The 23,491-nt window shown below is 60.6% G+C and carries 23 protein-coding genes; 21 read left to right on the top strand and 2 right to left on the bottom strand.

Features of this window, described 5'->3' with window-relative positions:
* Positions 1–14: 14 nt before the first annotated feature.
* The 10 genes from ACKLNA_RS25855 (at position 15) to flhB (ending at position 7,422) form a co-directional block, all read left to right on the top strand.
* A complete protein-coding gene (locus ACKLNA_RS25855) occupies positions 15–362 on the top strand; it encodes an Hpt domain-containing protein (RefSeq protein WP_085710468.1) in 348 nt (115 codons plus the stop codon).
* A 105-nt stretch (positions 363–467) separates the two neighbouring features.
* The gene (locus ACKLNA_RS25850) at positions 468–1,844 is read left to right on the top strand and encodes a flagellar hook-length control protein FliK (RefSeq protein ID WP_408987514.1); all 1,377 of its coding nucleotides are present in this window, start codon (positions 468–470) and stop codon (positions 1,842–1,844) included.
* 145 nt (positions 1,845–1,989) lie between these two features.
* Complete coding sequence (gene fliL, locus ACKLNA_RS25845) at positions 1,990–2,493, top strand: flagellar basal body-associated protein FliL (protein WP_085733741.1); 504 nt, start codon at positions 1,990–1,992, stop codon at positions 2,491–2,493.
* A gap of 9 nt (positions 2,494–2,502) precedes the next feature.
* A complete protein-coding gene (fliM, locus tag ACKLNA_RS25840) occupies positions 2,503–3,471 on the top strand; it encodes a flagellar motor switch protein FliM (RefSeq protein WP_003222890.1) in 969 nt (322 codons plus the stop codon).
* A gap of 56 nt (positions 3,472–3,527) precedes the next feature.
* Positions 3,528–3,986: a flagellar motor switch protein FliN gene (gene fliN, locus ACKLNA_RS25835; protein ID WP_408987513.1), complete on the top strand. Its 459-nt coding sequence runs from the start codon at positions 3,528–3,530 to the stop codon at positions 3,984–3,986.
* Positions 3,987–4,043: 57 nt separating this feature from the next.
* Positions 4,044–4,466 (top strand): flagellar biosynthetic protein FliO, encoded by a 423-nt coding sequence (gene fliO / locus ACKLNA_RS25830; RefSeq protein ID WP_408987537.1) that lies wholly within the window; start codon positions 4,044–4,046, stop codon positions 4,464–4,466.
* Positions 4,466–5,224 (top strand): flagellar type III secretion system pore protein FliP, encoded by a 759-nt coding sequence (gene fliP / locus ACKLNA_RS25825; RefSeq protein ID WP_085710474.1) that lies wholly within the window; start codon positions 4,466–4,468, stop codon positions 5,222–5,224. The genes fliO and fliP overlap by 1 nt, the downstream gene beginning before the upstream one ends.
* Complete coding sequence (gene fliQ, locus ACKLNA_RS25820; protein ID WP_085710476.1) at positions 5,221–5,490, top strand: flagellar biosynthesis protein FliQ; 270 nt, start codon at positions 5,221–5,223, stop codon at positions 5,488–5,490. The genes fliP and fliQ overlap by 4 nt, the downstream gene beginning before the upstream one ends.
* Positions 5,491–5,493: 3 nt before the next feature.
* Entirely contained in the window at positions 5,494–6,279 is a 786-nt protein-coding gene (gene fliR, locus ACKLNA_RS25815; protein ID WP_408987512.1) for a flagellar biosynthetic protein FliR, read from the top strand.
* A gap of 3 nt (positions 6,280–6,282) precedes the next feature.
* Entirely contained in the window at positions 6,283–7,422 is a 1,140-nt protein-coding gene (flhB, locus tag ACKLNA_RS25810) for a flagellar biosynthesis protein FlhB (RefSeq protein WP_408987511.1), read from the top strand.
* A gap of 100 nt (positions 7,423–7,522) precedes the next feature.
* Here flhB and ACKLNA_RS25805 read toward each other — a convergent pair whose 3' ends face one another.
* Both ACKLNA_RS25805 and ACKLNA_RS25800 read right to left on the bottom strand, forming a co-directional pair.
* Positions 7,523–7,897, bottom strand: a complete 375-nt coding sequence (locus ACKLNA_RS25805; protein ID WP_408987510.1) for a DUF6124 family protein — start codon at positions 7,895–7,897, stop codon at positions 7,523–7,525.
* A 512-nt stretch (positions 7,898–8,409) separates the two neighbouring features.
* The gene (locus ACKLNA_RS25800; protein WP_408987509.1) at positions 8,410–10,761 is read right to left on the bottom strand and encodes a hypothetical protein; all 2,352 of its coding nucleotides are present in this window, start codon (positions 10,759–10,761) and stop codon (positions 8,410–8,412) included.
* A gap of 239 nt (positions 10,762–11,000) precedes the next feature.
* Between ACKLNA_RS25800 and flhA the strand changes: the two genes are divergently transcribed.
* From flhA to ACKLNA_RS25745, 11 genes are all read left to right on the top strand, one after another.
* A complete protein-coding gene (flhA, locus tag ACKLNA_RS25795; RefSeq protein ID WP_408987508.1) occupies positions 11,001–13,130 on the top strand; it encodes a flagellar biosynthesis protein FlhA in 2,130 nt (709 codons plus the stop codon).
* 11 nt (positions 13,131–13,141) lie between these two features.
* Positions 13,142–14,482: a flagellar biosynthesis protein FlhF gene (flhF, locus tag ACKLNA_RS25790; RefSeq protein WP_085710485.1), complete on the top strand. Its 1,341-nt coding sequence runs from the start codon at positions 13,142–13,144 to the stop codon at positions 14,480–14,482.
* Positions 14,483–14,595: 113 nt separating this feature from the next.
* Positions 14,596–15,426 carry a flagellar synthesis regulator FleN gene (gene fleN / locus ACKLNA_RS25785; protein WP_003222917.1) on the top strand — a complete coding sequence of 277 codons (831 nt, stop codon included), beginning with the start codon at positions 14,596–14,598 and terminating at the stop codon, positions 15,424–15,426.
* Entirely contained in the window at positions 15,423–16,163 is a 741-nt protein-coding gene (gene fliA, locus ACKLNA_RS25780) for an RNA polymerase sigma factor FliA (protein ID WP_007951959.1), read from the top strand. The genes fleN and fliA overlap by 4 nt, the downstream gene beginning before the upstream one ends.
* A 167-nt stretch (positions 16,164–16,330) precedes the next feature.
* The gene (locus ACKLNA_RS25775) at positions 16,331–16,702 is read left to right on the top strand and encodes a chemotaxis response regulator CheY (protein WP_003183998.1); all 372 of its coding nucleotides are present in this window, start codon (positions 16,331–16,333) and stop codon (positions 16,700–16,702) included.
* Between the two features lie 17 nt (positions 16,703–16,719).
* Entirely contained in the window at positions 16,720–17,508 is a 789-nt protein-coding gene (locus ACKLNA_RS25770; protein ID WP_085710486.1) for a protein phosphatase CheZ, read from the top strand.
* 37 nt (positions 17,509–17,545) lie between these two features.
* Positions 17,546–19,831 carry a chemotaxis protein CheA gene (locus ACKLNA_RS25765; RefSeq protein ID WP_408987507.1) on the top strand — a complete coding sequence of 762 codons (2,286 nt, stop codon included), beginning with the start codon at positions 17,546–17,548 and terminating at the stop codon, positions 19,829–19,831.
* 49 nt (positions 19,832–19,880) lie between these two features.
* Positions 19,881–21,014, top strand: a complete 1,134-nt coding sequence (locus ACKLNA_RS25760; RefSeq protein WP_408987506.1) for a chemotaxis response regulator protein-glutamate methylesterase — start codon at positions 19,881–19,883, stop codon at positions 21,012–21,014.
* The gene (locus tag ACKLNA_RS25755) at positions 21,014–21,754 is read left to right on the top strand and encodes a flagellar motor protein (protein ID WP_085710490.1); all 741 of its coding nucleotides are present in this window, start codon (positions 21,014–21,016) and stop codon (positions 21,752–21,754) included. The genes ACKLNA_RS25760 and ACKLNA_RS25755 overlap by 1 nt, the downstream gene beginning before the upstream one ends.
* Positions 21,755–21,766: 12 nt before the next feature.
* Positions 21,767–22,657: a flagellar motor protein MotD gene (gene motD / locus ACKLNA_RS25750; RefSeq protein ID WP_085710492.1), complete on the top strand. Its 891-nt coding sequence runs from the start codon at positions 21,767–21,769 to the stop codon at positions 22,655–22,657.
* A gap of 43 nt (positions 22,658–22,700) precedes the next feature.
* A complete protein-coding gene (locus tag ACKLNA_RS25745) occupies positions 22,701–23,489 on the top strand; it encodes a ParA family protein (RefSeq protein ID WP_007959220.1) in 789 nt (262 codons plus the stop codon).
* The last annotated feature ends 2 nt before the right edge of the window (positions 23,490–23,491 follow it).

The following is a 23,491-nucleotide window of genomic DNA, read 5'->3' as shown; positions in this document are numbered from 1 at the left end:
CAAGGAGTGAACAAGTGACTGATGCCTGTGTAGATCGCGACGTACTGAGTGCGTTGCAAGAAGTCATGGAGGATGGCTATCCGGAATTGCTGGATACGTTCCTGGCAGATTCCGAAGCGCGCCTGCGTGAACTGCAAAAAACCGCCGATGCCGACGCCTTGTCGTCGGTGGCTCATAGCTTCAAAGGCAGTAGCAGCAATATGGGGGCGACCCGTCTTGCTGAACTTTGTCAGGAGCTGGAGCAGCACGCCAGAGACAAGAGCCCGTCCGAAATCATCAAGCTGGTGGCCGACATCCATGACGAGTTTGCGGATGTGCGCCCCGTCTATGAGGCCGAGCGACAGCGCTCTCCCGCCCATTGAGTCAACCGTCCGGCGTTTTTATCCGGCGCCGGACGAAACTGGCCCGGCACTTGCAGTCATCTCGTTCAACTGTACCTATGATCCCAGTGCAGCGGAGACCGTGCCATGCCTGCAACCCCTAACATTCTTCTTCAGACTGCCGCCCAGGCCAAGGCGCAAGCCGCCTCTGCCAAACCGTCAGTGGTGGCCGCAGGCCCCGGGGACAAGGCTTCGAGCTTCGCTCAGGTGTTTGCCGATCAGGGGCAGAACAAGCCTGCCGTCACGGTCGACAACTCGGTAAAACCCGCACGCGACAAGGTCGCCGACAACAGCGGCAAGAAGGACGCCGGCAAGGATCAGTCTGCCGCTCCGGACGCGACGGTTGCCGATAGCGGCAAAGCCTTGCCCGCCGACAAAACCTCGTCGACCGCAACGGATGATCCGGTGGCCAGCGACGATACGTCCGATACGCCGACCACGCCGGTCGCCGACATCACCCCGGTTGTGGATCCGACGCTGGACCCGGCGCTGATGCAGGTCGTGCAGCCGGTCGTCACGCCACCGGTTGTTGCTGCGCCGGTCGTTGAAACACCTCCGGTGAAGCCTGAGACCCAGGCGCCGGCAGTGGCGGCATTGCCAGCAGCCGCCACTGCGACGACGCCTGTCGTTGACAGTGATTTCGATCCCGAGGCCGATCCGCTCGATTCAATGCCGGCCTTGCGCATGGCGATGGAGCAGAGCGGTCACATTTCCGCGTCCAGCCAGTCGCAACCCAAGACGACCCCGGCCCAGACCCAGGCCGACGGCGAACTGACCTCGGCCCAGACCTTCGCTGCCGGCATGGCCAGCATGCTGGATGTGCAGGCCGACAAGGACAGCACCAGTCAGGGCGGCGAAAAGGCCTTCAGTGGTCTGATCGACGATGGCCTGAAAGACCTGAAATCCGCCACCAGCGATACCCGCGTCGATGATTTCGCCAACCGTCTGGCGGCACTGACCCAGGCGGCCACACCGAAAACCGCCAACGCGGTGCCGGTGAACCAGCCGATCGCCATGCATCAGAACGGCTGGACCGAGGAGGTGGTCAACCGCGTCATGTACCTGTCGAGCAATAACCTGAAATCTGCCGATATCCAGTTGCAGCCGGCTGAACTGGGTCGCCTGGATATCCGGGTGAACATGGTGCCGGACCAGCAGACCCAGGTGACCTTCATGAGTGCTCACCCGAGCGTTCGCGAAGCCCTCGACGGCCAGATGCATCGCCTGCGTGACATGTTCACTCAACAGGGCATGGGACAGGTCGATGTCAACGTTTCCGACCAGAACCGTGGCTGGCAAGGGCAGGGTCAGGAGCAGGCGCAACAGGGCCAGACGGGGCGCACCAGCGCCGCCGGCGGTCGCCTGGACTCGTCGGAAGAAGAGCTGACGTCTGCGGCCGTGGCTGAAGCGGCTGCCGCGACCACTCACGTGATCGGCTCCAGCGCCGTCGACTATTACGCCTGATTCATCCTTCCCCGAGGGAGCGGCCCTGTCCGCTCCCTCATCTGTTTTGCCACCGCTCTCCATTCCCCTCCGACACTTCTGGCATAACACTTGCTCTTGCCTTGCCGTGCGACTGTGAAAACCCGATTAGTGACGGATTATTGGCATGGCGAAGAGCGAAGCAGCAGCAGTAAAAGACCCCGCAACCAAAGGCAAACTCAAGATGATCATCGCGATCGTGCTCGGGTTGCTGCTGGCCATCGGCGCGTCTGTGGGGGCGACGTGGTTCTTCATGCACAGCGCCCAGAGCAAACCTGCGGCTGCCGTGGAAACCGCTCCGGTCGGCAAGCAGCCGGCGATTTTCGAGCCGATGGCGCCGGCCTTCGTGGCCAACTACAACCAGAACGGCCGTCAGCGCTACATGCAGGTGAGCATCACCATGCTGGCGCGCAACCAGGCCGATCTGGAAGCGCTCAAAGTGCACATGCCGGTGATCCGCAACAACCTGGTGATGCTCTTCTCCGGTCAGGACTTCGCCACACTGGCGACCCCGGTCGGTCAGGAGATGTTGCGCCAGAAGGCCACGGCCAGCGTCCAGGAAGTGGCGCAGAAAGAGCTGGGCAAAGTGGTGATCGAACAGTTGCTTTTCACTAACTTCGTACTGCAGTAGGAACACGACATGGCCGTGCAGGATCTGCTGTCCCAGGATGAAATCGACGCGCTGTTGCATGGCGTCGACGATGGTCTGGTACAGACCGATAACGCTGCCGAACCCGGCAGTGTCAAAAGCTACGACCTGACCAGCCAGGATCGCATCGTCCGTGGACGCATGCCGACTCTGGAGATGATCAACGAGCGTTTTGCCCGCTACACCCGCATCAGCATGTTCAACATGCTGCGCCGCTCGGCGGACGTTGCCGTCGGTGGCGTGCAGGTGATGAAGTTCGGCGAATACGTGCACTCGCTGTACGTACCGACCAGTCTGAACCTGGTCAAGATCAAACCCCTGCGCGGCACCGCGCTGTTCATCCTCGACGCCAAACTGGTGTTCAAGCTGGTGGACAACTTCTTCGGCGGCGACGGCCGTCACGCCAAGATCGAAGGGCGTGAATTCACCCCGACCGAACTGCGCGTGGTGCGCATGGTGCTGGAGCAGGCGTTCGTCGACCTGAAAGAAGCCTGGCAGGCGATCATGGAAGTCAACTTCGAGTACATCAACTCGGAAGTGAACCCGGCCATGGCCAACATCGTCGGCCCGAGCGAAGCGATCGTGGTCTCCACGTTCCACATCGAACTCGACGGCGGTGGCGGCGACCTGCACGTGACCATGCCGTACTCGATGATCGAGCCGGTGCGCGAAATGCTCGACGCCGGTTTCCAGTCGGACCTCGACGACCAGGACGAGCGCTGGGTCAACGCCCTGCGCCAGGACGTGCTGGATGTTGACGTGCCGATCGGCGCCACCGTGGCTCGCCGCCAGCTGAAACTGCGCGACATCCTGCACATGCAGCCGGGTGACGTGATCCCGGTCGAGATGCCGGAAGACATGATCATGCGCGCCAACGGCGTGCCGGCCTTCAAGGTCAAGATGGGCTCGCACAAAGGCAACCTCGCGTTGCAAGTCATCGAGCCGATCGAGCGTCGCTGAAGCGGCGCAACACCCCTTACGCCTTTAACTGAATTGTTGCCCGCCGAGGACAAATGATGAACGACGAAATGAACGCCCAGGACGATCAGGCACTGGCCGACGAGTGGGCTGCCGCCCTGGAAGAAACCGGTGAAGCCGGGCAGGCCGACATCGACGCGCTGCTGGCCGCCGACGCTGGCGTTGCGAGCTCCAACCGTCTGCCGATGGAAGAGTTCGGCAGCGTGCCGAAGAGCAACGAGCCGGTCAGTCTGGACGGTCCGAATCTGGACGTGATTCTCGACATCCCGGTGTCGATCTCGATGGAAGTGGGCAGCACCGACATCAACATCCGCAACCTGCTGCAACTCAACCAGGGTTCGGTGATCGAGCTTGACCGTCTGGCCGGTGAGCCGCTGGACGTGCTGGTCAACGGCACCCTCATCGCTCACGGCGAAGTGGTTGTGGTCAACGAAAAGTTCGGCATCCGCCTGACCGACGTGATCAGCCCAAGCGAACGCATCAAGAAGCTGCGCTGAGTGAAAAAGGTTCTGGGTTCCTTGCTGGCCGCGGTGCTGGCGCTGCCATTGACGGTCATGGCCGCCGAGCCTGCAGCCGTGACTGCTGCTGCGGCGGCTCCTGCGGCGCCCACGATTGCTCCGGCGGTCAGCAGTGGCGTCGCCGGTCAATTGACGCAACTGGTGTTCGGCCTGCTGCTGGTGCTGGGGTTGATCTTCTTCCTCGCCTGGCTGCTGCGCCGGGTGCAGAACGCAGGGCCGGCGGGCAAGGGCCATGTGATCGAACTGATCGGTTCCCGGGCGCTCGGTCCGCGTGACCGCTTGATGCTGGTGCAGGTCGGCAACGAGCAGATCCTGCTTGGTCTGAGCCCTGGCACGATCACCGCGCTGCACGTACTCAAGGAGCCGGTGGACGTCCCGGCCACCTCCGAAAAAGCGACTCCGGAATTTGCCCAGCATCTGTTGAAGATCCTCGGCAAGGATCAGAAGGATAAGAAGTAATGGGTGCGTTGCGCATCGTCTTGACCCTGGCCCTGATGTTGGCCGCGCCACTGGCGTTCGCCGCCGATCCGTTGTCGATCCCGGCGGTCACCCTGGGCACCAACGCCAACGGGGCGCAGGAGTATTCGGTCAGCCTGCAGATCCTGCTGATCATGACGGCGCTGAGCTTCATCCCGGCCGCCGTCATCCTGATGACCAGCTTCACCCGGATCATCATCGTCTTCTCGATCCTGCGTCAGGCCCTCGGCCTGCAACAGACGCCGTCGAACCAGATCCTCACCGGCATGGCGCTGTTCCTGACCCTGTTCATCATGGCGCCGGTGTTCGACCGGGTGAACAACGATGCTCTGCAACCGTATCTGGCGGAGAAACTCACCGCCCAGCAAGCGGTGGAAAAGGCCCAGGTGCCGATCAAGGACTTCATGCTCGCGCAGACGCGCTCCAGCGATCTGGAGCTGTTCATGCGCCTGTCCAAGCGCACCGACATCGCGACGCCGGATCAGGCGCCGCTGACCATTCTGGTGCCGGCGTTCGTTACGTCCGAGCTGAAAACCGCGTTCCAGATCGGCTTCATGATCTTCATCCCGTTCCTGATCATCGACCTGGTCGTGGCCAGTGTGCTGATGGCGATGGGTATGATGATGCTGTCGCCGCTGATCATTTCCCTGCCGTTCAAGATCATGCTGTTCGTGCTGGTTGACGGATGGGCGCTGATCATCGGCACCCTGGCCAGCAGTTTCGGAGGTGTTTCGCCATGACCCCAGAAGTAGCGGTCGACATCTTTCGCGAAGCCTTGTGGCTGACCACGATGATGGTCGCGATCCTGGTGGTCCCGAGTCTGCTGGTGGGCCTGCTGGTGTCGATGTTCCAGGCGGCGACGCAGATCAACGAACAGACCCTGAGCTTTCTGCCGCGTCTGCTGGTGATGCTGGTGACCCTGATCGTCGGCGGTCCGTGGATCATCCAGACCTTCATGGAATACATCATCCAGCTGTACAAAAACATTCCGCTGGTCATCGGCTAGGCCATGCAGTCGCTGCTTCAGTTGACCGACACCCAGATCAGCACCTGGGTGGCGACGTTCATGTTGCCGCTGTTTCGCATCGGCTCGATGCTGATGGTGATGCCGGTCTTCGGCACCACGCTGGTTCCCAAGCGCATCCGCCTGTATCTCGCACTGGCGATCACCGTGGTGATCTCGCCCAACCTGCCGCCCATGCCGGCGGTCAGTCCTCTCGATCTCAGCGGCTTGTTGTTGATCTCCGAGCAGATTCTGGTCGGTGCCGTGCTGGGCTTCTCCTTGCAGCTGTTCTTCCAGGCGTTCGTGATCGCGGGTCAGATCGTTGCAATCCAGATGGGCATGGGCTTCGCCTCGATGATCGACCCCACCAACGGCGTGTCGGTGGCGGTGATCGGGCAGTTCTTCACCATGCTGGTGACGCTGCTGTTCCTCGGCATGAACGGTCACCTCGTGGTCTTCGAGGTGCTGACTGAAAGCTTCACCACGCTGCCGGTCGGTGCAGGCCTGATGACCGCGCATTACTGGGAGCTGGCCGGCAAGCTCGGTTGGGTGCTCGGTGCGGCATTGATGCTGGTGCTGCCGGCGGTCACTGCGCTGCTGGTGGTCAACATTGCGTTCGGCGTGATGACCCGGGCGGCGCCGCAACTGAACATCTTCTCCATCGGTTTCCCGCTGACCCTCGTGCTCGGCCTGTTCATTGTCTGGGTCGGTCTGGCGGACATTCTCAACCAGTATCAGCCGCTGGCCGTCGAGGCCTTGCAGCTGCTACGCGAACTGGCACAGGCGCGCTGAGTCATGGCAGAGAGCGAGAGCGGTCAGGACAAGACAGAAGACCCCACGGAGAAGCGCAAGAAGGACTCCCGGGAAAAGGGCGAGATTGCGCGCTCCAAGGAGCTCAACACCCTGGCGATCATGCTTGCCGGTTCCGGCGCGCTGCTGGTGTTCGGCGGCATGCTCGCGCAGGACCTGATGGAACTGATGCGCATGAACTTCACGCTGTCGCGGGAAGTAATCATGGATCAGGGCGCCATGGGCAAGTTCCTGATGAATTCCGGCCTCACTGCGCTGGTGGCGATTCAGCCGATCATGATCACGTTGCTGCTGGCGGCGTTTCTCGGGCCGATCGCCCTCGGTGGCTGGCTGTTCGCCGCCGGCTCCCTGGCGCCCAAGTTCAGCCGGATGAATCCCGCCTCCGGCCTCAAGCGCATGTTCTCCGCGAAGTCGGTGATCGAGCTGCTCAAGGCGCTGGCCAAATTCCTGATCATTCTGGCCGTGGCGCTGGTGGTGCTGTCCGGGGATGTCGACGACCTGCTGCGCATCGCCCATGAACCGATGGACCGGGCCATCATTCACAGCCTGCAAGTGGTGGGCTGGAGCACGCTGTGGATGGCCTGCGGATTGATCATCATCGCGGCCGTCGATGTACCCGTGCAGATCTGGGAGAGCATCAAAAAGCTCAAGATGACCAAGCAGGAAGTGCGCGACGAGCACAAGGACCAGGAAGGCCGGCCGGAGGTCAAGCAGCGGATCCGTCAGGTCCAGCGCGAAATGTCGCAGCGGCGGATGATGGCGGCGATTCCGGATGCCGACGTGGTCATCACCAACCCGACCCACTACGCCGTTGCGCTCAAGTACGACTCGGAGAAGGGCGGGGCGCCGGTGCTGCTGGCCAAGGGCAGCGACTTCCTGGCGCTGAAGATCCGCGAAATCGCCGTGGCCAACGAAGTCATGCTGCTCGAATCGCCGGCCCTGGCGCGTTCGATCTACTACTCCACCGAGCTGGAAGAAGAGATCCCCGGCGGCCTGTACCTGGCGGTCGCTCAGGTACTGGCCTACGTCTACCAGATCCGCCAGCACCGCGCGGGCAAGGGCAAGTTCCCGGAGCCGCTCAAGGACGACCTGCCGATTCCGCCGGATCTGCGGCGCGATTCTTGATGAAACAAAAAACCGCCTTCCGGTTGAGTCCGAAGGCGGTTTTTTTATGCCTGATGACCTGCGTTGGCGTTGAGGCCGCCACGACGCATTTCTCAACCCTTTACGCAGAGGTTTGCGACGGTTGTAGCTCCAGATTATTCAGCACCCGATTCGCAGCCAGCTCCCCGAGCATGATCAGTTGCCCGATACCCGTCAGCGTTCTGCGCTGGGAGGCGGGCATGAGGTGGGCGAAGTCATTGGCGATGGTTCTGGCGGAGGCGAGGGTTTCGCAGAGCTCGACCAGCAGCTCTTCGTTTTTGAAGTCTGCGGTGACGGCAAACATCCGGCGGGTTCTGCGTGGCGGTGGCGTGGCGCCGGGCGGGCAGAGATAGTGATCGAGGGCGCGGTCGGCGGCTTCGTGAAGCTTTCTGGAGTCGAGGGATTCGTAGGGCGAGGCGGGATCGGTTTCGGGTGGGTTGGGTGTTGGTTTGATCATGGTGAAGCTCCTTTGGGGTGGAGCCGCCAGATCCAGTCGCTAAACAGGAAGGTGGCGGCTGTACGCAGGTTAGCGAACCGGTCAAAGGCACCCGGCAGACCCGAGGGTCTCCCGCATACAGCCACCATAACGAAATCGCAGACATACAGATCCGCAACGAAGCCTGGAACGCTGGTGCACCTTTAATCTGAGCGAGTCGCTAAACCCGATCGCTGATTCGTCAGCGACCGACCCACAATAAAACCCGACCCCAAGGCGCACAAGCCGGCGGATTCTGGCGTAGCTGTAGGCAATGGCGCAAGGATTCGTAGCCTCCAAGGCGTGTCTTGAGGTGTCTTTTAAACGCCTGAGTTTAAAAGACACTGGGTGCTGATTTATCGTCCCCCTTCGCGAGCAAGCTCGCTCCCACATTTGGAATGCATTTCCCTGTGGGAGCGAGCTAGCTGGTAAATAAATACGTCCTCGTTGCTCTCTATTTTTTCTAGCTAATTTTCATTTGATTGAAAAAAATTTTACTCATATTCAATATTGTCAATCCAAATTCCGCCATCGTTTTCTGGGCCTACTAATATCTCTACGTAGACGATGTGTTTTCCAATTGGTGCTGTGTACGAAGATGTATAAATATGTGGGTTGGCAGTTACTGGGATTTGCACGCGGTGCAATGTTTCTCCGTTTGAATTGCAGAATTTTAATTCCGTACCGAATACGTGCACGGCACTGAACTCTAGTTTCACCTTTTGTGCTACTCCATCGAGTTCTAGTCTGAATAGTGAGGTCCCGTCTGCAAGCAGTACCTTGGAGCCGAAGCTCGGCGGGAAACCTGTAGGGGCATGAAGTATTTGCACATAATATGGTGAGTTAGGCTTTTCTCTAATGACATGTACCGTGAACCCGTTTGCAAGTTTTACAGGGGTGTTTTGTCTAAATACTTGCGGCGCTCTTTGTTCCCATGTTTCAGATCCTGAAGCTGTTTTTTGTTTTAGGAATTTTAGCAAGCGTTTTGGGCATGCTACCTCCTTTATAAAGTTTCCGTTTGGTGCGAAGTTTATTTTGGCTGCTATTGTTAATTCGCTGTTGTGTTTTAGTTGAATGAGTTCGTTCCTTAATAAATCGGCCTTCAACCCATTAATTAGGTCGTCGTCTGTGACGGTGTGGCTGCTTAATAGAGAAATGGTATGGGCTGAGTCGTCATCCTTAAAACCGTATGCCTTCAAGTCGGCCTTTTGGCCTGCCAGCATGCCTGTCCATGGTGCTACCCTGACTTGGGCGTCATCCTTGAAACTATAGAGAATCAAATAGCCTTCATCCGTTGCTTGGGGTACTTCCGGAGTTGGCAGTCGTGGATCTTCGTTAGCAATCTCCATCACGCTGAATTTCATCGCTTTCGATTTTCCCGCCTGTCCCCCATAACGATTCAAATTCCATCGAACCTCAATATCCTGACCATGCCGCGCGGCAAGAAATGCAGGGCTCAATACGGTGTTCACTCGCTTGTTGCTGTTGAACGCCACCAGCGGAAACTGCGGCGAGCCCGCTGGTGGATTGATCTCCACCAGTCGTGCCCGGTCGCCGTCCCGCGCCTGCAGGTGTTCGATGCGTACTGTCACTCCATTCAGATAGGCCAACACATCGATAGGGTTGGCGGCCGGAGCCACCAGAAATGGCGGTAGCAAATCCTCCGGAGTCGATCCTGTTACGGTGCCGGTCGCCGGTCTGGAGCTGCCCACCAGATCACCGTTCGGCTTGCGCAGTTCGTAAGTCACGATGACGTTGCTACCGGCAAAGATCTTGTTGTTCGGCACTTCAAGGATGCAGGGTTTCTTCTGCCCGAACGGATCCGCTTCGACTTTGCCGCTGACGGTTACCACCACATCTGCGGGTTGCCCCGTGTTTTTCGCTGTGTACGTCGCGATGACTTCATAGCCCGCGACAAAACGCTGATCTATCGTCAGGACCACCAGCAGCAATGGCTTGCCCGCCAGTTTCTCCAGATCGATTTCCTCGGCGTCGTCGCCGGGATAATCCTCCATCCGCTCCAGCAGGATCGCCATCGGCAGACGCTTGCCATCCAGGTCCTCATCCACCGTCTGCACCGGCGACCACGGAGCATCGGTGTCCGGACCGTTGCCAAGCTGATCGGTGACGGTGTAGGAAAAATGCAGTTTCTTGTCCTGACGTTTCGCCTTATCCAGATACGCGCGGGTAACGGTGAAACAAATGGTGATGGGGTCTTCGTCACCGGGATTCGGCGGTTGTGGCGCCTGATTCGGATTGACCCTGGGCTTGGGCTCCAGCAGTTCGCCATTGCATTTGAGGGTGATGAGGTCATACGCCCGGCAATATGGATAGGCCACACACACTTCGGCGCTGACGAAATCCGGGCCGACGCCGTTCTTGAACTCGTCAGGCAGAAGGAGCTTGAGTTCAGAGTGGCCACCGGGATCGGTCAGGCGATCCTTCAGGCCGGGGCGGATGCGGTTATAGAGTATTTCGAGCGGGGGTGTGGACGTCCCTAAATTGCTGCTTCCACGCCTGACCGTGTAATACAGCATGTTGATCCGGTCCGGGTGTAGTCGACCCTTGGGAATGCGCAGTGTGGTACGCGCGTTCGGATCGACGATGGTTTTGCTGTCCAGTGCAGCCTGTTCCCCCTCAAGCCAAAGCTCCATGACGTCCCCGGGATCCATGGTGCCCGACGACGGCGGATCGACGAGAACGACAGCGCCTTCACCATCGGTGACCAGATCATAGGCGACCAGGGGCACTCCGATATGCGCACCTTCTACGGGCGTGGTCTGGCCATTGACGGATGGCGGATAGAGAACGAGAACGGTGTTGTCCGGTGGGGTCGAGGCGGTCATGAATGAGGCTCCTGCGTGGTCGGAACGGTCAGGTGCCATTTAATCGCTGAAATACAGACCCCACACCTGTCAGATCTGACAGGTGCCGACAAGCGGTGATTGGCACGACATTCAAAGCAAAATAGCGCCTTTCTACGGTGATCTTTTTTTCGGTGCAAAAGTTGGAAGGCTTCTTGCAGTAGCCGCCGTGCGCCCGCTCCGGGCGTCAAAAGTTTGCTTTAAAGGAACGGGGAAAACCGGTGGATCGCTCTCAGTTAATCAACAGTGCTCGCTCGAACATTGCCGATCTCAGTCGGGGCAATCTGGGTGTGCCGCTGTTGCTGCTGGTCATGCTGGCGATGATGATGTTGCCGGTGCCGCCGTTCCTGCTCGACGTGTTCTTCACCTTCAACATTGCCCTGTCGATCGTCGTGCTGCTGGTCTGCGTGTACGCCTTGCGGCCGCTGGATTTCGCGGTGTTTCCGACGATCCTGCTGGTGGCGACGCTGTTGCGGCTGGCGCTGAACGTAGCGTCGACGCGGGTGGTGATGCTCCACGGTCAGGACGGCCACGCCGCTGCCGGTAAGGTGATCCAGGCCTTCGGTGAGGTGGTGATCGGCGGTAACTACGTGGTCGGTATCGTGGTCTTCGCGATTTTGATGATCATCAACTTCGTCGTGGTGACCAAGGGTGCCGGGCGGATTTCCGAGGTGAGCGCGCGCTTCACCCTCGATGCGATGCCCGGCAAACAAATGGCCATCGACGCCGACCTCAACGCCGGCCTGATCGACCAGACCCAGGCCAAGGCCCGCCGTCAGGAAGTGGCCCAGGAAGCAGAGTTCTACGGTTCGATGGACGGTGCCAGCAAGTTCGTGCGCGGTGACGCCATCGCCGGCCTGCTGATTCTGTTCATCAACCTCATCGGCGGCATGGCCGTCGGTATTTTCCAGCACAACATGTCCTTCGCTGACGCCGGCAAGGTGTACGCCTTGCTGACCATCGGTGACGGTTTAGTGGCGCAATTGCCATCACTGTTGTTATCTACAGCTGCAGCGATCATGGTGACCCGTGCTTCCGGTTCGGAAGACATGGGCAAGCAGATCAATCGCCAGATGTTCGCCTCGCCGAAAGCGCTGGCGGTGGCGGCCGGTCTGATGGCGGTCATGGGCCTGGTGCCGGGCATGCCGCACTTCTCGTTCCTGACCATGGCCGCACTGGCCGCCGGTGGTGCTTACCTGTTCTGGAAGAAGCAGAACGTGGCCAAGGTGCAGGCGCTGGAAGAGGTCAAGCGTCAGCAGGAACTGCTGCCGTCGCCGGCCCGCGCCATGGAAACCAAGGAACTGGGCTGGGACGACGTGACGCCCATCGACATGATCGGCCTGGAAGTCGGCTATCGCCTGATTCCGCTGGTGGACCGCAACCAGGGCGGTCAGTTGCTGGCGCGGATCAAGGGCGTGCGCAAGAAGCTCTCGCAGGATCTGGGCTTCCTGATGCCGACCGTGCACATCCGCGACAACCTCGACCTGGCACCGAGCGCCTACCGCCTGACCCTGATGGGCGTGATTCTGGCCGAAGCCGAGATCTACCCGGATCGTGAACTGGCGATCAACCCGGGGCAGGTCTACGGCGCGCTCAACGGTATTACCGCCAAAGATCCGGCTTTCGGCCTGGAGGCGGTGTGGATCGAAGTCAGCCAGCGCGCCCAGGCGCAATCGCTCGGTTACACCGTGGTGGACGCCAGCACCGTGGTCGCCACCCACTTGAACCAGATTCTGTACAAGCACTCCAGCGAGCTGATCGGTCACGAAGAAGTGCAGCAACTCATGCAATTGCTGGCCAAGAGCTCGCCGAAACTGGCGGAAGAACTGGTGCCGGGTGTGGTCACGTTGTCGCAGCTGTTGAAAGTGTTGCAGGCGCTGCTGGCCGAACACGTGCCGGTGCGCGACATCCGCAGCATTGCCGAAGCCATCGCCAACAATGCCGCCAAGAGTCAAGATACCGCCGCTTTGGTGGCCGCTGTGCGTGTTGGCGTATCCCGTGCAATCGTCCAAAGCATTGTAGGGACTGAGTCCGAGCTGCCAGTCATCACGCTGGAGCCAAGGTTGGAACAAATATTGCTCAATAGTCTGCAGAAGGCAGGACAAGGCTCGGAAGAGGGCGTTCTGCTGGAGCCAAGCATGGCCGAGAAGCTGCAACGTTCGCTCATCGAAGCGGCGCAGCGTCAGGAAATGCAAGGTCAGCCGGTGATCCTGTTGGTAGCAGGCCCGGTTCGCGCGATGCTCTCGCGCTTTGGTCGCCTGGCAGTTCCCGGACTGCATGTGCTGGCCTACCAGGAAATTCCGGACAACAAGCAAGTGACCATCGTTGCGACAGTAGGGCCCAACGGCTGAGGTAGTGGTTTATGCAAGTTAAGCGTTTTTTCGCCGCCGATATGCGTCAGGCCATGAAGCTGGTTCGTGATGAGCTGGGCGCTGATGCCGCCATCATTGGCAACCGCCGCATTGCCGGCGGCGTCGAGCTGACGGCGGCGCTGGATTACAAACTGTCGGCGCTGGCGCCACGGGTTCCGAACATGGAACTCGAAGACGAGCTGCGCAAGACCCAGTCGCGCATCGTCACCGCCCAGGCCGAGCTGAGCATGCGTGGTGAGGCCGACGGCAACACCAATCGCCAGTTGTTCTCCGGTCTGCCATTGACCGCCGGCCTGCCGTTGACGGCTGCCGAGCCTCTGACAGAGCCGACGTACGCCGCACCGGCCCGTCCAGCCCCGGCACCTGCGCCGGCTGCCGCTGGTGTCGATCCGCGTGCGCTGGACTCGATGCGTTTCGAACTCAACAGCCTGCGCGAGCTGATGGAAGTGCAGCTCGGCACCCTGGCCTGGAATCAGCTGCAAGGCAGCCGTCCGGCTCAGGCGAACCTCTATCGTCGTCTGCAACGCATCGGCCTGTCCGGCCCGTTGTCCCGCGACCTGCTGGCGCTGACCAGCGATATCGAAGAACCTCGTCAGGCCTGGCGCATGTTGCTCGCGCACCTGGCGCGGATGATCGCCACACCGGAAGTCGAGCCGCTGGAAGAGGGCGGTGTGATTGCCATGGTCGGCCCGGCCGGCATGGGCAAGACCACCACCCTCGCCAAGCTCGCTGCCCGTTATGTGCTCAAGTACGGCGCACAGAACATTGCGCTGGTGAGCATGGACAGTTTCCGCATCGGTGCTCAGGAACAGTTGAAAACCCTGGGCCGGATCCTCAATGTGTCGGTGACCCACGTCGACCCGGGCCAGTCCCTGGTGCAGGCGCTGGATCCACTGCTGCGCAAACGCGTGGTGCTGATCGATACCGCCGGCCTGCAGGCCAGCGATCCGGCACTGCGCATGCAGCTGGAAAGTCTGGCCGGTCGTGGCATTCGGTCGAAAAATTATCTGGTGCTGGCAACCACCAGCCAGAAACAGGTTCTAACCGCCGCTTATCACAGTTACAAGCGTTGCGGGCTCGCCGGGTGCATCCTGACTAAACTGGATGAGACGGCCAGCCTTGGCGAAGTGCTGAGCCTGGCGATCAGTCATGAACTGCCGGTCGCCTACCTGACCGACGGCCCGCGGATTCCGGATGATCTGCATCTGCCGCGCCGTCATCAATTGGTCAGCCGCGCCGTCAGCGTGCAAATGCAGGAAGAACCCAGCGAAGAAGCCATGGCTGACATGTTCGCTGATATCTACCACAGCCCGACCAAGCAGGTTGGCTGAGGTAATGAACAGTTTTTGTACCTACATCGATGGTCTGCCACGCATTGTTCCGGTTGTGAACGCGCAGCCAGTAATGTGGCCTCCGTCTATGCAAGACAAGGTAAAGAAATAACATGGGCAGCATGCATCCCGTACAGGTGATCGCGGTGACCGGCGGCAAAGGTGGCGTCGGCAAGACTAACGTGTCAGTGAACTTGTCCCTGGCGCTGGCAGAGCTTGGCCGTCGGGTCATGCTGCTGGATGCCGACCTGGGTCTGGCGAACGTCGACGTTCTGCTGGGCCTGACGCCCAAACGTACTCTGGCCGATGTGATCGAGGGTCGCTGCGAACTGCGCGACGTGCTGTTGCAAGGTCCCGGCGGGATCCGCATAGTGCCGGCCGCTTCCGGCACGCAAAGCATGGTTCACCTGAGCCCGGCCCAGCATGCCGGCCTCATCCAGGCATTCAGTGATATCGGCGACAATCTCGACGTGCTGGTGATCGACACCGCTGCGGGTATTGGTGACTCGGTAGTCAGTTTCGTTCGCGCTGCGCAAGAAGTGTTGCTGGTGGTCTGCGACGAGCCGACCTCGATCACCGACGCCTACGCGCTGATCAAGCTGCTCAACCGCGATTACGGCATGAACCGCTTCCGCGTCCTGGCCAACATGGCCCAGAGCCCGCAGGAAGGTCGCAACCTGTTCGCGAAGTTGACCAAGGTCACGGATCGCTTCCTCGACGTCGCCTTACAATACGTCGGTGCGGTGCCTTACGACGAAAGCGTGCGCAAGGCGGTGCAGAAGCAGCGTGCGGTCTATGAAGCCTTCCCGCGTTCCAAGTGCGCACTGGCATTCAAGGCGATCGCGCAAAAGGTCGACACCTGGCCGCTGCCCGCCAACCCGCGCGGCCATCTCGAATTTTTCGTCGAGCGCCTCGTGCAGCAAACGGCAGGACCTGTGCTATGACCGCCAGCGGTATGAACCTTTACAAAAAGTCGGCGCGTGACGCGCAGTACGAGCTGATCGAGCGTTACGCGCCGCTGGTCAAACGCATCGCCTACCACTTGCTGGCGCGGTTGCCGGCCAGTGTGCAGGTCGAAGACCTGATCCAGGCCGGGATGATCGGCCTGCTCGAAGTCTCGACCAAATACGACGCCAGCAAGGGCGCCAGTTTCGAAACGTACGCGGGCATCCGGATCCGCGGCGCGATGCTCGATGAAGTCCGCAAGGGGGACTGGGCACCGCGCTCGGTTCACCGCAATACCCGTATGGTCAGCGACGCGATTCGCTCGATTGAAGCTAAAACCGGCCGTGACGCTAAAGATCACGAGGTTGCGGCCGAACTCCAGTTGAGTCTCGACGATTACTACGGGATTTTGAACGACACCCTGGGCAGCCGACTGTTCAGTTTCGACGACCTGTTGCAGGACGGCGAACACGAAGGGCTGCACGAGGATGGCGCCAGTGCTCATCTTGAGCCGTCACGCGATCTGGAAGATGAACGCTTCCAGGCGGCGCTGGCGGACGCGATTGCCAATTTGCCGGAGCGTGAGCGACTGGTGTTGGCGCTGTACTACGACGAAGAACTGAACCTCAAGGAAATCGGTGAAGTCCTTGGCGTCAGTGAATCGCGGGTCAGCCAGTTACACAGCCAGTGCGCGGCCCGCTTGCGGGGGCGTTTGGGGGAGTGGCGAGCGCGCTGAAGGCAGTGTGGGGACACTGCGAACGAGGCTGGTGCGGTGGTGAACGGCACCGGTCTTGCTCTGTTGTGCTCCAGACAGTCATCGAGTGCTTTGCCGGATTGATTGAAATGGCGCGTTCAGGTGCTGGACGCGTTTAAGACTGCTTGGAGGTCGAATTGAACAAAGACATGAAAATCCTCATCGTTGATGACTTCTCAACGATGCGGCGGATCATCAAGAACCTGTTGCGTGACCTCGGGTTCACCAACACCGTTGAAGCCGACGATGGCACCACTGCCATTCCGGTGCTCAACAGCGGCAGCATCGACTTTCTGGTGACCGACTGGAACATGCCCGGCATGACCGGTATCGACCTGCTGCGTCACGTGCGCGCCGATGAAAAACTCAAGCACCTGCCGGTGCTGATGGTGACCGCTGAAGCCAAGCGCGAGCAGATCATCGAAGCGGCCCAGGCCGGCGTTAACGGCTACGTGGTCAAACCTTTCACGGCTCAGGCGCTGAAAGAAAAAATCGAGAAGATTTTCGAACGCATCGGCTGATGACGCGCGGGGGAGCTATGGAGCATAAAGAATCTTCACAGGGCGACTTCGAGTCGACGCTGAAAAAACACGCGGTCGAACTGGTCGAAAGCCTCGAAAAAGGCAGGTTCGGCGACGCTGTGCAACTGATCCATGAGCTCAATCAGACCCGTGACCGTGGCCTGTACCAGGAAGTCGGCAAGCTCACGCGCGAACTGCACAGTGCAATCGTTAACTTCCAGATCGACCCGCACATGCCGCAGGCCGAGGAAGTGTCGCAGATCACTGATGCGACCGAGCGCCTGGGCTATGTGGTCAAGCTGACCGAAGCTGCGGCCAACCGCACCATGGATCTGGTGGAAAGCGCCACGCCGGTGGTCAATGGTCTGGCTGATGAAGCCCAGGCGTTGAGTGCCGACTGGGGACGTTTCATGCGCCGCGAAGTCGGGGCTGAAGAGTTCCGCGAACTGGCGCGTCGGGTCGACGGTTTTCTGTCACGCAGCAGCGCGGACAACCGCGCGGTGTCGAGCAACCTCAACGACATCCTGCTGGCCCAGGATTACCAGGACCTCACCGGTCAGGTGATCAAGCGCGTGACCCAACTGGTCACCGAAGTCGAAAGCAATCTGCTCAAACTCGTCCTTATGGCCAGTCAGGTTGACCGCTTCGCGGGCATCGAACATGACCGTGCGGCGATGCTCGCTGAAAAAGATCCACAAAAACATCTCTCGCAGGGTGAAGGTCCGCAGATTCATGCCGATAAACGAGAAGACGTTGTGTCCGGTCAGGACGATGTGGACGATTTGCTATCCAGCCTTGGATTTTAGTTTTCTGGGTTTTTAGACCTGTAGGAGCACCCCATTAATGAGCTTCGGCGCCGATGAAGAGATCCTTCAGGATTTCCTGGTTGAGGCCGGCGAGATTCTTGAGCAACTGTCCGAACAACTGGTCGAGCTGGAAAGCCGCCCGGATGACGCAGATCTGCTCAACGCAATTTTTCGCGGTTTCCACACTGTAAAAGGGGGCGCCGGCTTCCTTCAGCTCAACGAGCTGGTGGAGTGCTGTCACATCGCCGAAAACGTGTTCGACATCCTGCGCAAGGGTGAGCGTCGCGTAGATGCAGAACTGATGGACGTGGTGCTCGAAGCGCTGGACGCGGTGAACAGCATGTTCAGCGAAGTCCGCGATCGCAGCCCGATTACCGCTGCAACCCCGGAACTGCTGGCCGCCCTGGCGCGCCTGGCCGAACCGCAATCGGCGGATGAAGCTCCGGCTTCGCCCGTGGCCGAGATGATCGAAGAGCTGGTCGTTGAAAACGAAACCGGCGACTCCGGCGACATCACCGATAACGAATTTGAACAGCTGCTGGACTCGCTGAACGCCGTCAAGGCCGAAGCCGAAGCCCCGGCGGCTGCCGCTGCGCCTGTTTCCGATGAGGCGGCCAGCGATGAAATCACCGACGCCGAGTTCGAGTCGCTGCTCGACCAGTTGCACGGCAAGGGTCAGTTCGCGGCCGACGCCGTGGCACCGGCTGCCGCTGCGCCTGCGGCTCCGGCGGCGGGTGACAGCTCGGACATCACCGACGACGAATTCGAAGCCTTGCTCGATCAGTTGCATGGCAAGGGCAACTTTGCCGTCGATGCGCTGGAGTCGGCGATTGCGTCCGTCCCTGCGAATGCAAATGCTGCCCCGGCAGCGGCTGCAGCCGGTAGCGATCTGATCACCGATCACGAGTTCGAATCGCTGCTCGACGATCTGCATGGCAAAGGCAAGTTCACTGACGTCGCCACCGGTGCCGTCGTGACGGCCGGCAATGCTTCGGCGGTTGCGACGCCGGCTGCGAAGACGCCAGCCGCTGCGGCAAAACCCGCTGCAAAAGCGCCTGAGCCCAAAGCCGAACCGGCCAAACCGGCTGCCGCTGCGGCACCCGCTCCGGCCCGTGCGCCGGCGACTCCGCCACCGGAAAAACCGGCGAGCGAAGCCGAGACTACCGTGCGTGTGGACACCGCACGTCTCGACGAAATCATGAACATGGTTGGCGAGCTGGTGCTGGTGCGTAACCGTCTGGTGCGCCTGGGCCTGAACAGCGGCGACGAGTCGATGCAGAAGGCCGTGTCGAACCTCGACGTGGTCACCGCCGACCTGCAGACCGCGGTAATGAAGACCCGGATGCAGCCGATCAAGAAAGTCTTCGGCCGCTTCCCGCGACTGGTTCGCGACCTCGCGCGTCAGCTCAAGAAAGAGATCAACCTGGAGCTGGTGGGCGAAGAGACCGACCTCGACAAGAACCTCGTCGAGGCACTGGCCGACCCGCTGGTCCACTTGGTGCGCAACGCGGTCGACCACGGCATCGAGTCGCCGGAAGAACGCGAAGCCTCGGGCAAGGCCCGTGGCGGCAAGGTGATCCTGGCGGCCGAGCAGGAAGGCGACCACATCCTGTTGTCGATCTCCGACGACGGCAAAGGCATGGACCCGAACGTCCTGCGCGCCATCGCCGTGAAACGCGGTGTGATGGACAAGGATGCCGCCGATCGCCTGAGCGACACCGAGTGCTACAACCTGATCTTCGCCCCGGGTTTCTCGACCAAGACCGAGATCTCCGACGTGTCCGGCCGTGGTGTCGGCATGGACGTGGTGAAGACCAAGATTTCCCAGCTCAACGGTTCGATCAACATCTACTCGACCAAGGGCGCCGGCTCGAAAATCGTCATCAAGGTGCCGCTGACGCTGGCGATCATGCCGACTCTGATGGTGATGCTCGGCAACCAGGCGTTCGCGTTCCCGCTGGTGAACGTCAACGAAATCTTCCACCTCGACCTGTCGACCACCAACGTGGTGGACGGCCAGGAAGTGGTGATCGTGCGGGACAAGGCGCTGCCATTGTTCTACCTCAAGCGCTGGCTGGTCAGCTCCGCCGCTCACGAAGAGCAGCGCGAAGGCCATGTGGTGATCCTTTCGGTGGGCACCCAGCGGATCGGCTTCGTCGTCGATCAACTGGTCGGCCAGGAAGAAGTGGTCATCAAGCCATTGGGCAAAATGCTGCAGGGAACCCCGGGCATGTCCGGCGCCACCATTACCGGTGACGGCCGCATTGCGCTGATTCTCGATGTTCCAAGCATGCTCAAGCGTTACGCCGCACGGCGTATTTGAATCCGGGGCAGCGGGGCGACAACGTCCCGCTGCACCTAATGGAGTGTTTATGGCAGTCAAAGTCCTGGTGGTGGACGATTCGGGTTTTTTCCGCCGCCGCGTCTCGGAAATTCTTTCAGCGGATCCGAGCATCCAGGTTGTCGGTACGGCAACCAACGGTAAAGAGGCGATCGATCAGGCCCTGGCCCTCAAGCCGGACGTGATCACCATGGACTACGAGATGCCGATGATGGATGGCATCACGGCGGTGCGGCACATCATGCAGCGCTGCCCGACCCCGGTGTTGATGTTCTCCTCGCTGACCCATGAAGGCGCCCGGGTGACTCTGGATGCGCTGGATGCCGGCGCGGTGGATTTCCTGCCGAAGAATTTCGAAGACATCTCCCGCAATCCGGAGAAGGTCAAGCAACTGCTGTGCGAGAAGGTGCACAGCATCTCGCGCAGTAACCGTCGTTTCAGTGCCTACAGTGCGCCGGCGCCAGCCGCTGCACCGACGCCTGCACCGGCTCCGGCGCCGACATCGAGCTTTGGCAGCCACAGCGCACCGGCTCGTCCGGCACCGGCGCCTGCCCCGGCTCGCGCTCCGGCAGCCAGCGCTTCGTCGCCGGCGCCGAAACGCAAGGCCTACAAGCTGGTGGCGATCGGCACCTCGACCGGTGGCCCGGTTGCGCTGCAACGGGTTCTGACCCAGTTGCCGGCCAACTTCCCGGCGCCGATCGTGCTGATCCAGCACATGCCGGCGGCCTTCACCAAGGCCTTTGCCGAGCGTCTCGACAAGCTGTGCCGCATCAGCGTCAAGGAAGCCGAGGATGGCGACATCCTGCGTCCGGGCCTGGCGCTGCTGGCACCGGGTGGCAAGCAGATGATGATCGACGGCCGTGGCGCGGTGAAAATCCTGCCGGGCGACGAGCGTCTGAACTACAAGCCTTGCGTGGACATCACCTTCGGTTCTGCGGCGAAATCCTACAGCGACAAAGTTCTGGCGGTCGTGTTGACCGGCATGGGCGCCGACGGTCGCGAAGGCGCGCGTCTGCTCAAGCAGGGCGGCAGCACTGTCTGGGCCCAGGACGAAGCCAGTTGCGTGATCTACGGCATGCCGATGGCGATCGTCAAAGCTGACCTCGCCGATGCGGTGTACGGTCTGGACGATATCGGCAAGCACATCGTCGAGGCGTGTATCTGATGGATGTTCTAAGCCTTATCGGGATCATCATGGCGTTTGTCGCCATCATCGGCGGCAACTTCCTTGAAGGCGGTCACCTCGGCGCACTGGCCAACGGCCCGGCGGCGCTGATCGTGCTCGGCGGGACCATCGGTGCCGCCTTGCTGCAATCGCCGATGAGCGCGTTCAAGCGTGCCATGCAGATTCTGGCCTGGATCTTTTTCCCGCCCCGTGTGGATCTGGCTGGCGGCATCGACCGTGTCGTCAACTGGAGCCTCACCGCACGCAAGGAAGGCCTGCTGGGCCTGGAAGGCGTGGCGGATGCGGAGCCCGACGCCTACTCGCGCAAAGGCTTGCAACTGCTGGTCGACGGCGCCGAGCCGGAAGCGATCCGCAGCATCCTCGAAGTGGATTTCTACACCCAGGAAGCCCGCGACATCGAAGCCGCCAAGGTCTTTGAAAGTATGGGCGGCTACGCGCCGACCATCGGTATCATCGGTGCGGTGATGGGCCTGATCCACGTGATGGGCAACCTGGCCGATCCGTCGCAACTGGGCAACGGCATCGCCGTGGCCTTCGTCGCCACCATCTACGGTGTGGCCAGTGCCAACCTGGTGTTGCTGCCGGTCGCTGCCAAGCTCAAGTCAATTGCGTTGCGGCAGTCGCGTTATCGCGAAATGTTGTTGGAAGGTATTTTGTCGATCGCTGAAGGTGAAAACCCACGCTCCATCGAGTTGAAGCTTCAGGGCTTCATGGATTAAGGGACTAACCTCATGGCACGTCGTCGCCAGCATGAAGAGCACGTAAACCATGAACGTTGGCTGGTTTCCTACGCCGACTTCATCACCTTGCTCTTTGCCTTTTTCGTGGTGATGTACTCCATCTCGTCGATCAACGAAGGCAAGTACAAGGTCATCTCCGAAGCGCTGATCGGGGTCTTCACAGACTCCGACCGCTCGCTCAAGCCGATCCCGATCGGTGAAGAACGCCCGAAAACCGTGACCCCGGCCAAGCCGCTGGTCAAGGACAGCGAGCAGGTCGATGCCGGCATCGCCGGGGCCAGCGATCCGCTGAAAAGCATCGCCGACGATATCAGCGCCGCGTTCGGCGACCTGATCGCGAGCAACCAGATGACCGTGCGCGGCAACGAACTGTGGGTCGAGATCGAACTCAACTCCAGCCTGTTGTTCGGCAGCGGTGATGCGATGCCGAGCGACATCGCGTTCAATATCATCGACAAGGTTGCGGCGATCCTCAAACCGTTCGACAACCCGATCCACGTCGAAGGCTTCACCGACGATCAACCGATCCGCACCGCGCAATACCCGACCAACTGGGAACTGTCTTCGGCGCGTTCGGCGAGCATCGTGCGCATGCTGGCGATGCAGGGCGTCAACCCTGGCCGCATGGCCTCGGTGGGTTACGGCGAATTCCAGCCGGTGGCCAACAACGCCACCGCCGAAGGCCGGGCGAAGAACCGTCGCGTGGTGCTGGTGGTGTCGCGCAATCTCGATGTGCGCCGCAGCCTGACCGGCACCGGGACCGCCAATGCAACACCGGACGCCGCGTTGAAGCGTGCTGGCACACAAACTGCACCGACCCCGGTCAAGACGCCGGGACGCGAGAGTGCCGTCAATTCTCCGTCGCCCGCATTAATACGCTGAGCCATGTCTCGGCCGAGCATCTCGGCCGGGAGGAACAATCCGAATGAGAGTCTGGGCAGTCGCCAATCAAAAGGGTGGTGTTGGTAAAACCACTTCTTCCATCGCTTTAGCCGGTTTGCTGGCCGAGGCGGGCAAACGCGTGGTCGTGGTCGATCTCGACCCGCACGGCTCGATGACCAGCTATTTCGGCTACGACCCCGACAGCCTGGAACACAGCAACTACGACCTGTTCCTGCACAAGGGCAGTGTGCCGCAAGGCCTGCCGGGCCAGTTGCTGCTATCCACCAGCGATGAACGCATTTCCCTGCTGCCGTCGAGCACCGCGCTGGCCACCCTCGAGCGTCAGTCGCCGGGGCAGAGTGGCCTGGGCCTGGTGATCGCCAAGAGTCTGGCGCAGCTGTGGCAGGACTTCGATTACGCGATCATCGACAGCCCGCCATTGCTCGGTGTGCTGATGGTCAACGCTCTGGCTGCGAGCCAGCAACTGGTGATCCCGGTGCAGACCGAGCACCTGGCCGTCAAAGGCCTGGAGCGCATGGTCAACACTCTGGCGATGATCAACCGTTCGCGCAAACAGGCGCTGCCGTTCAGCATCGTGCCGACCCTGTTCGACCGCCGCACTCAGGCGTCGATGGGCACCTTGCGCGTGCTGCGCGACAAATTCCCCGACGAGATCTGGCAGGGTTACATCCCGGTCGATACCCGTCTGCGCGACGCCAGCCGCGCCGGTGTCACGCCTTCGCAATTCGACGGCAAGAGCCGTGGCGTGCTGGCCTACCGCGCGCTGCTCAAGCATCTGCTGGCGCAACAACTCGTTCCGCAGGTGGCCTGAGC

Source organism: Pseudomonas sp. UV AK001 (genome assembly GCF_046097675.1).
GTDB classification, from domain to species: domain Bacteria; phylum Pseudomonadota; class Gammaproteobacteria; order Pseudomonadales; family Pseudomonadaceae; genus Aquipseudomonas; species Aquipseudomonas kribbensis.
The sequence above is the reverse complement of the archived record's forward strand: the minus strand, read 5'-3'. Positions and strand labels throughout refer to the sequence as shown.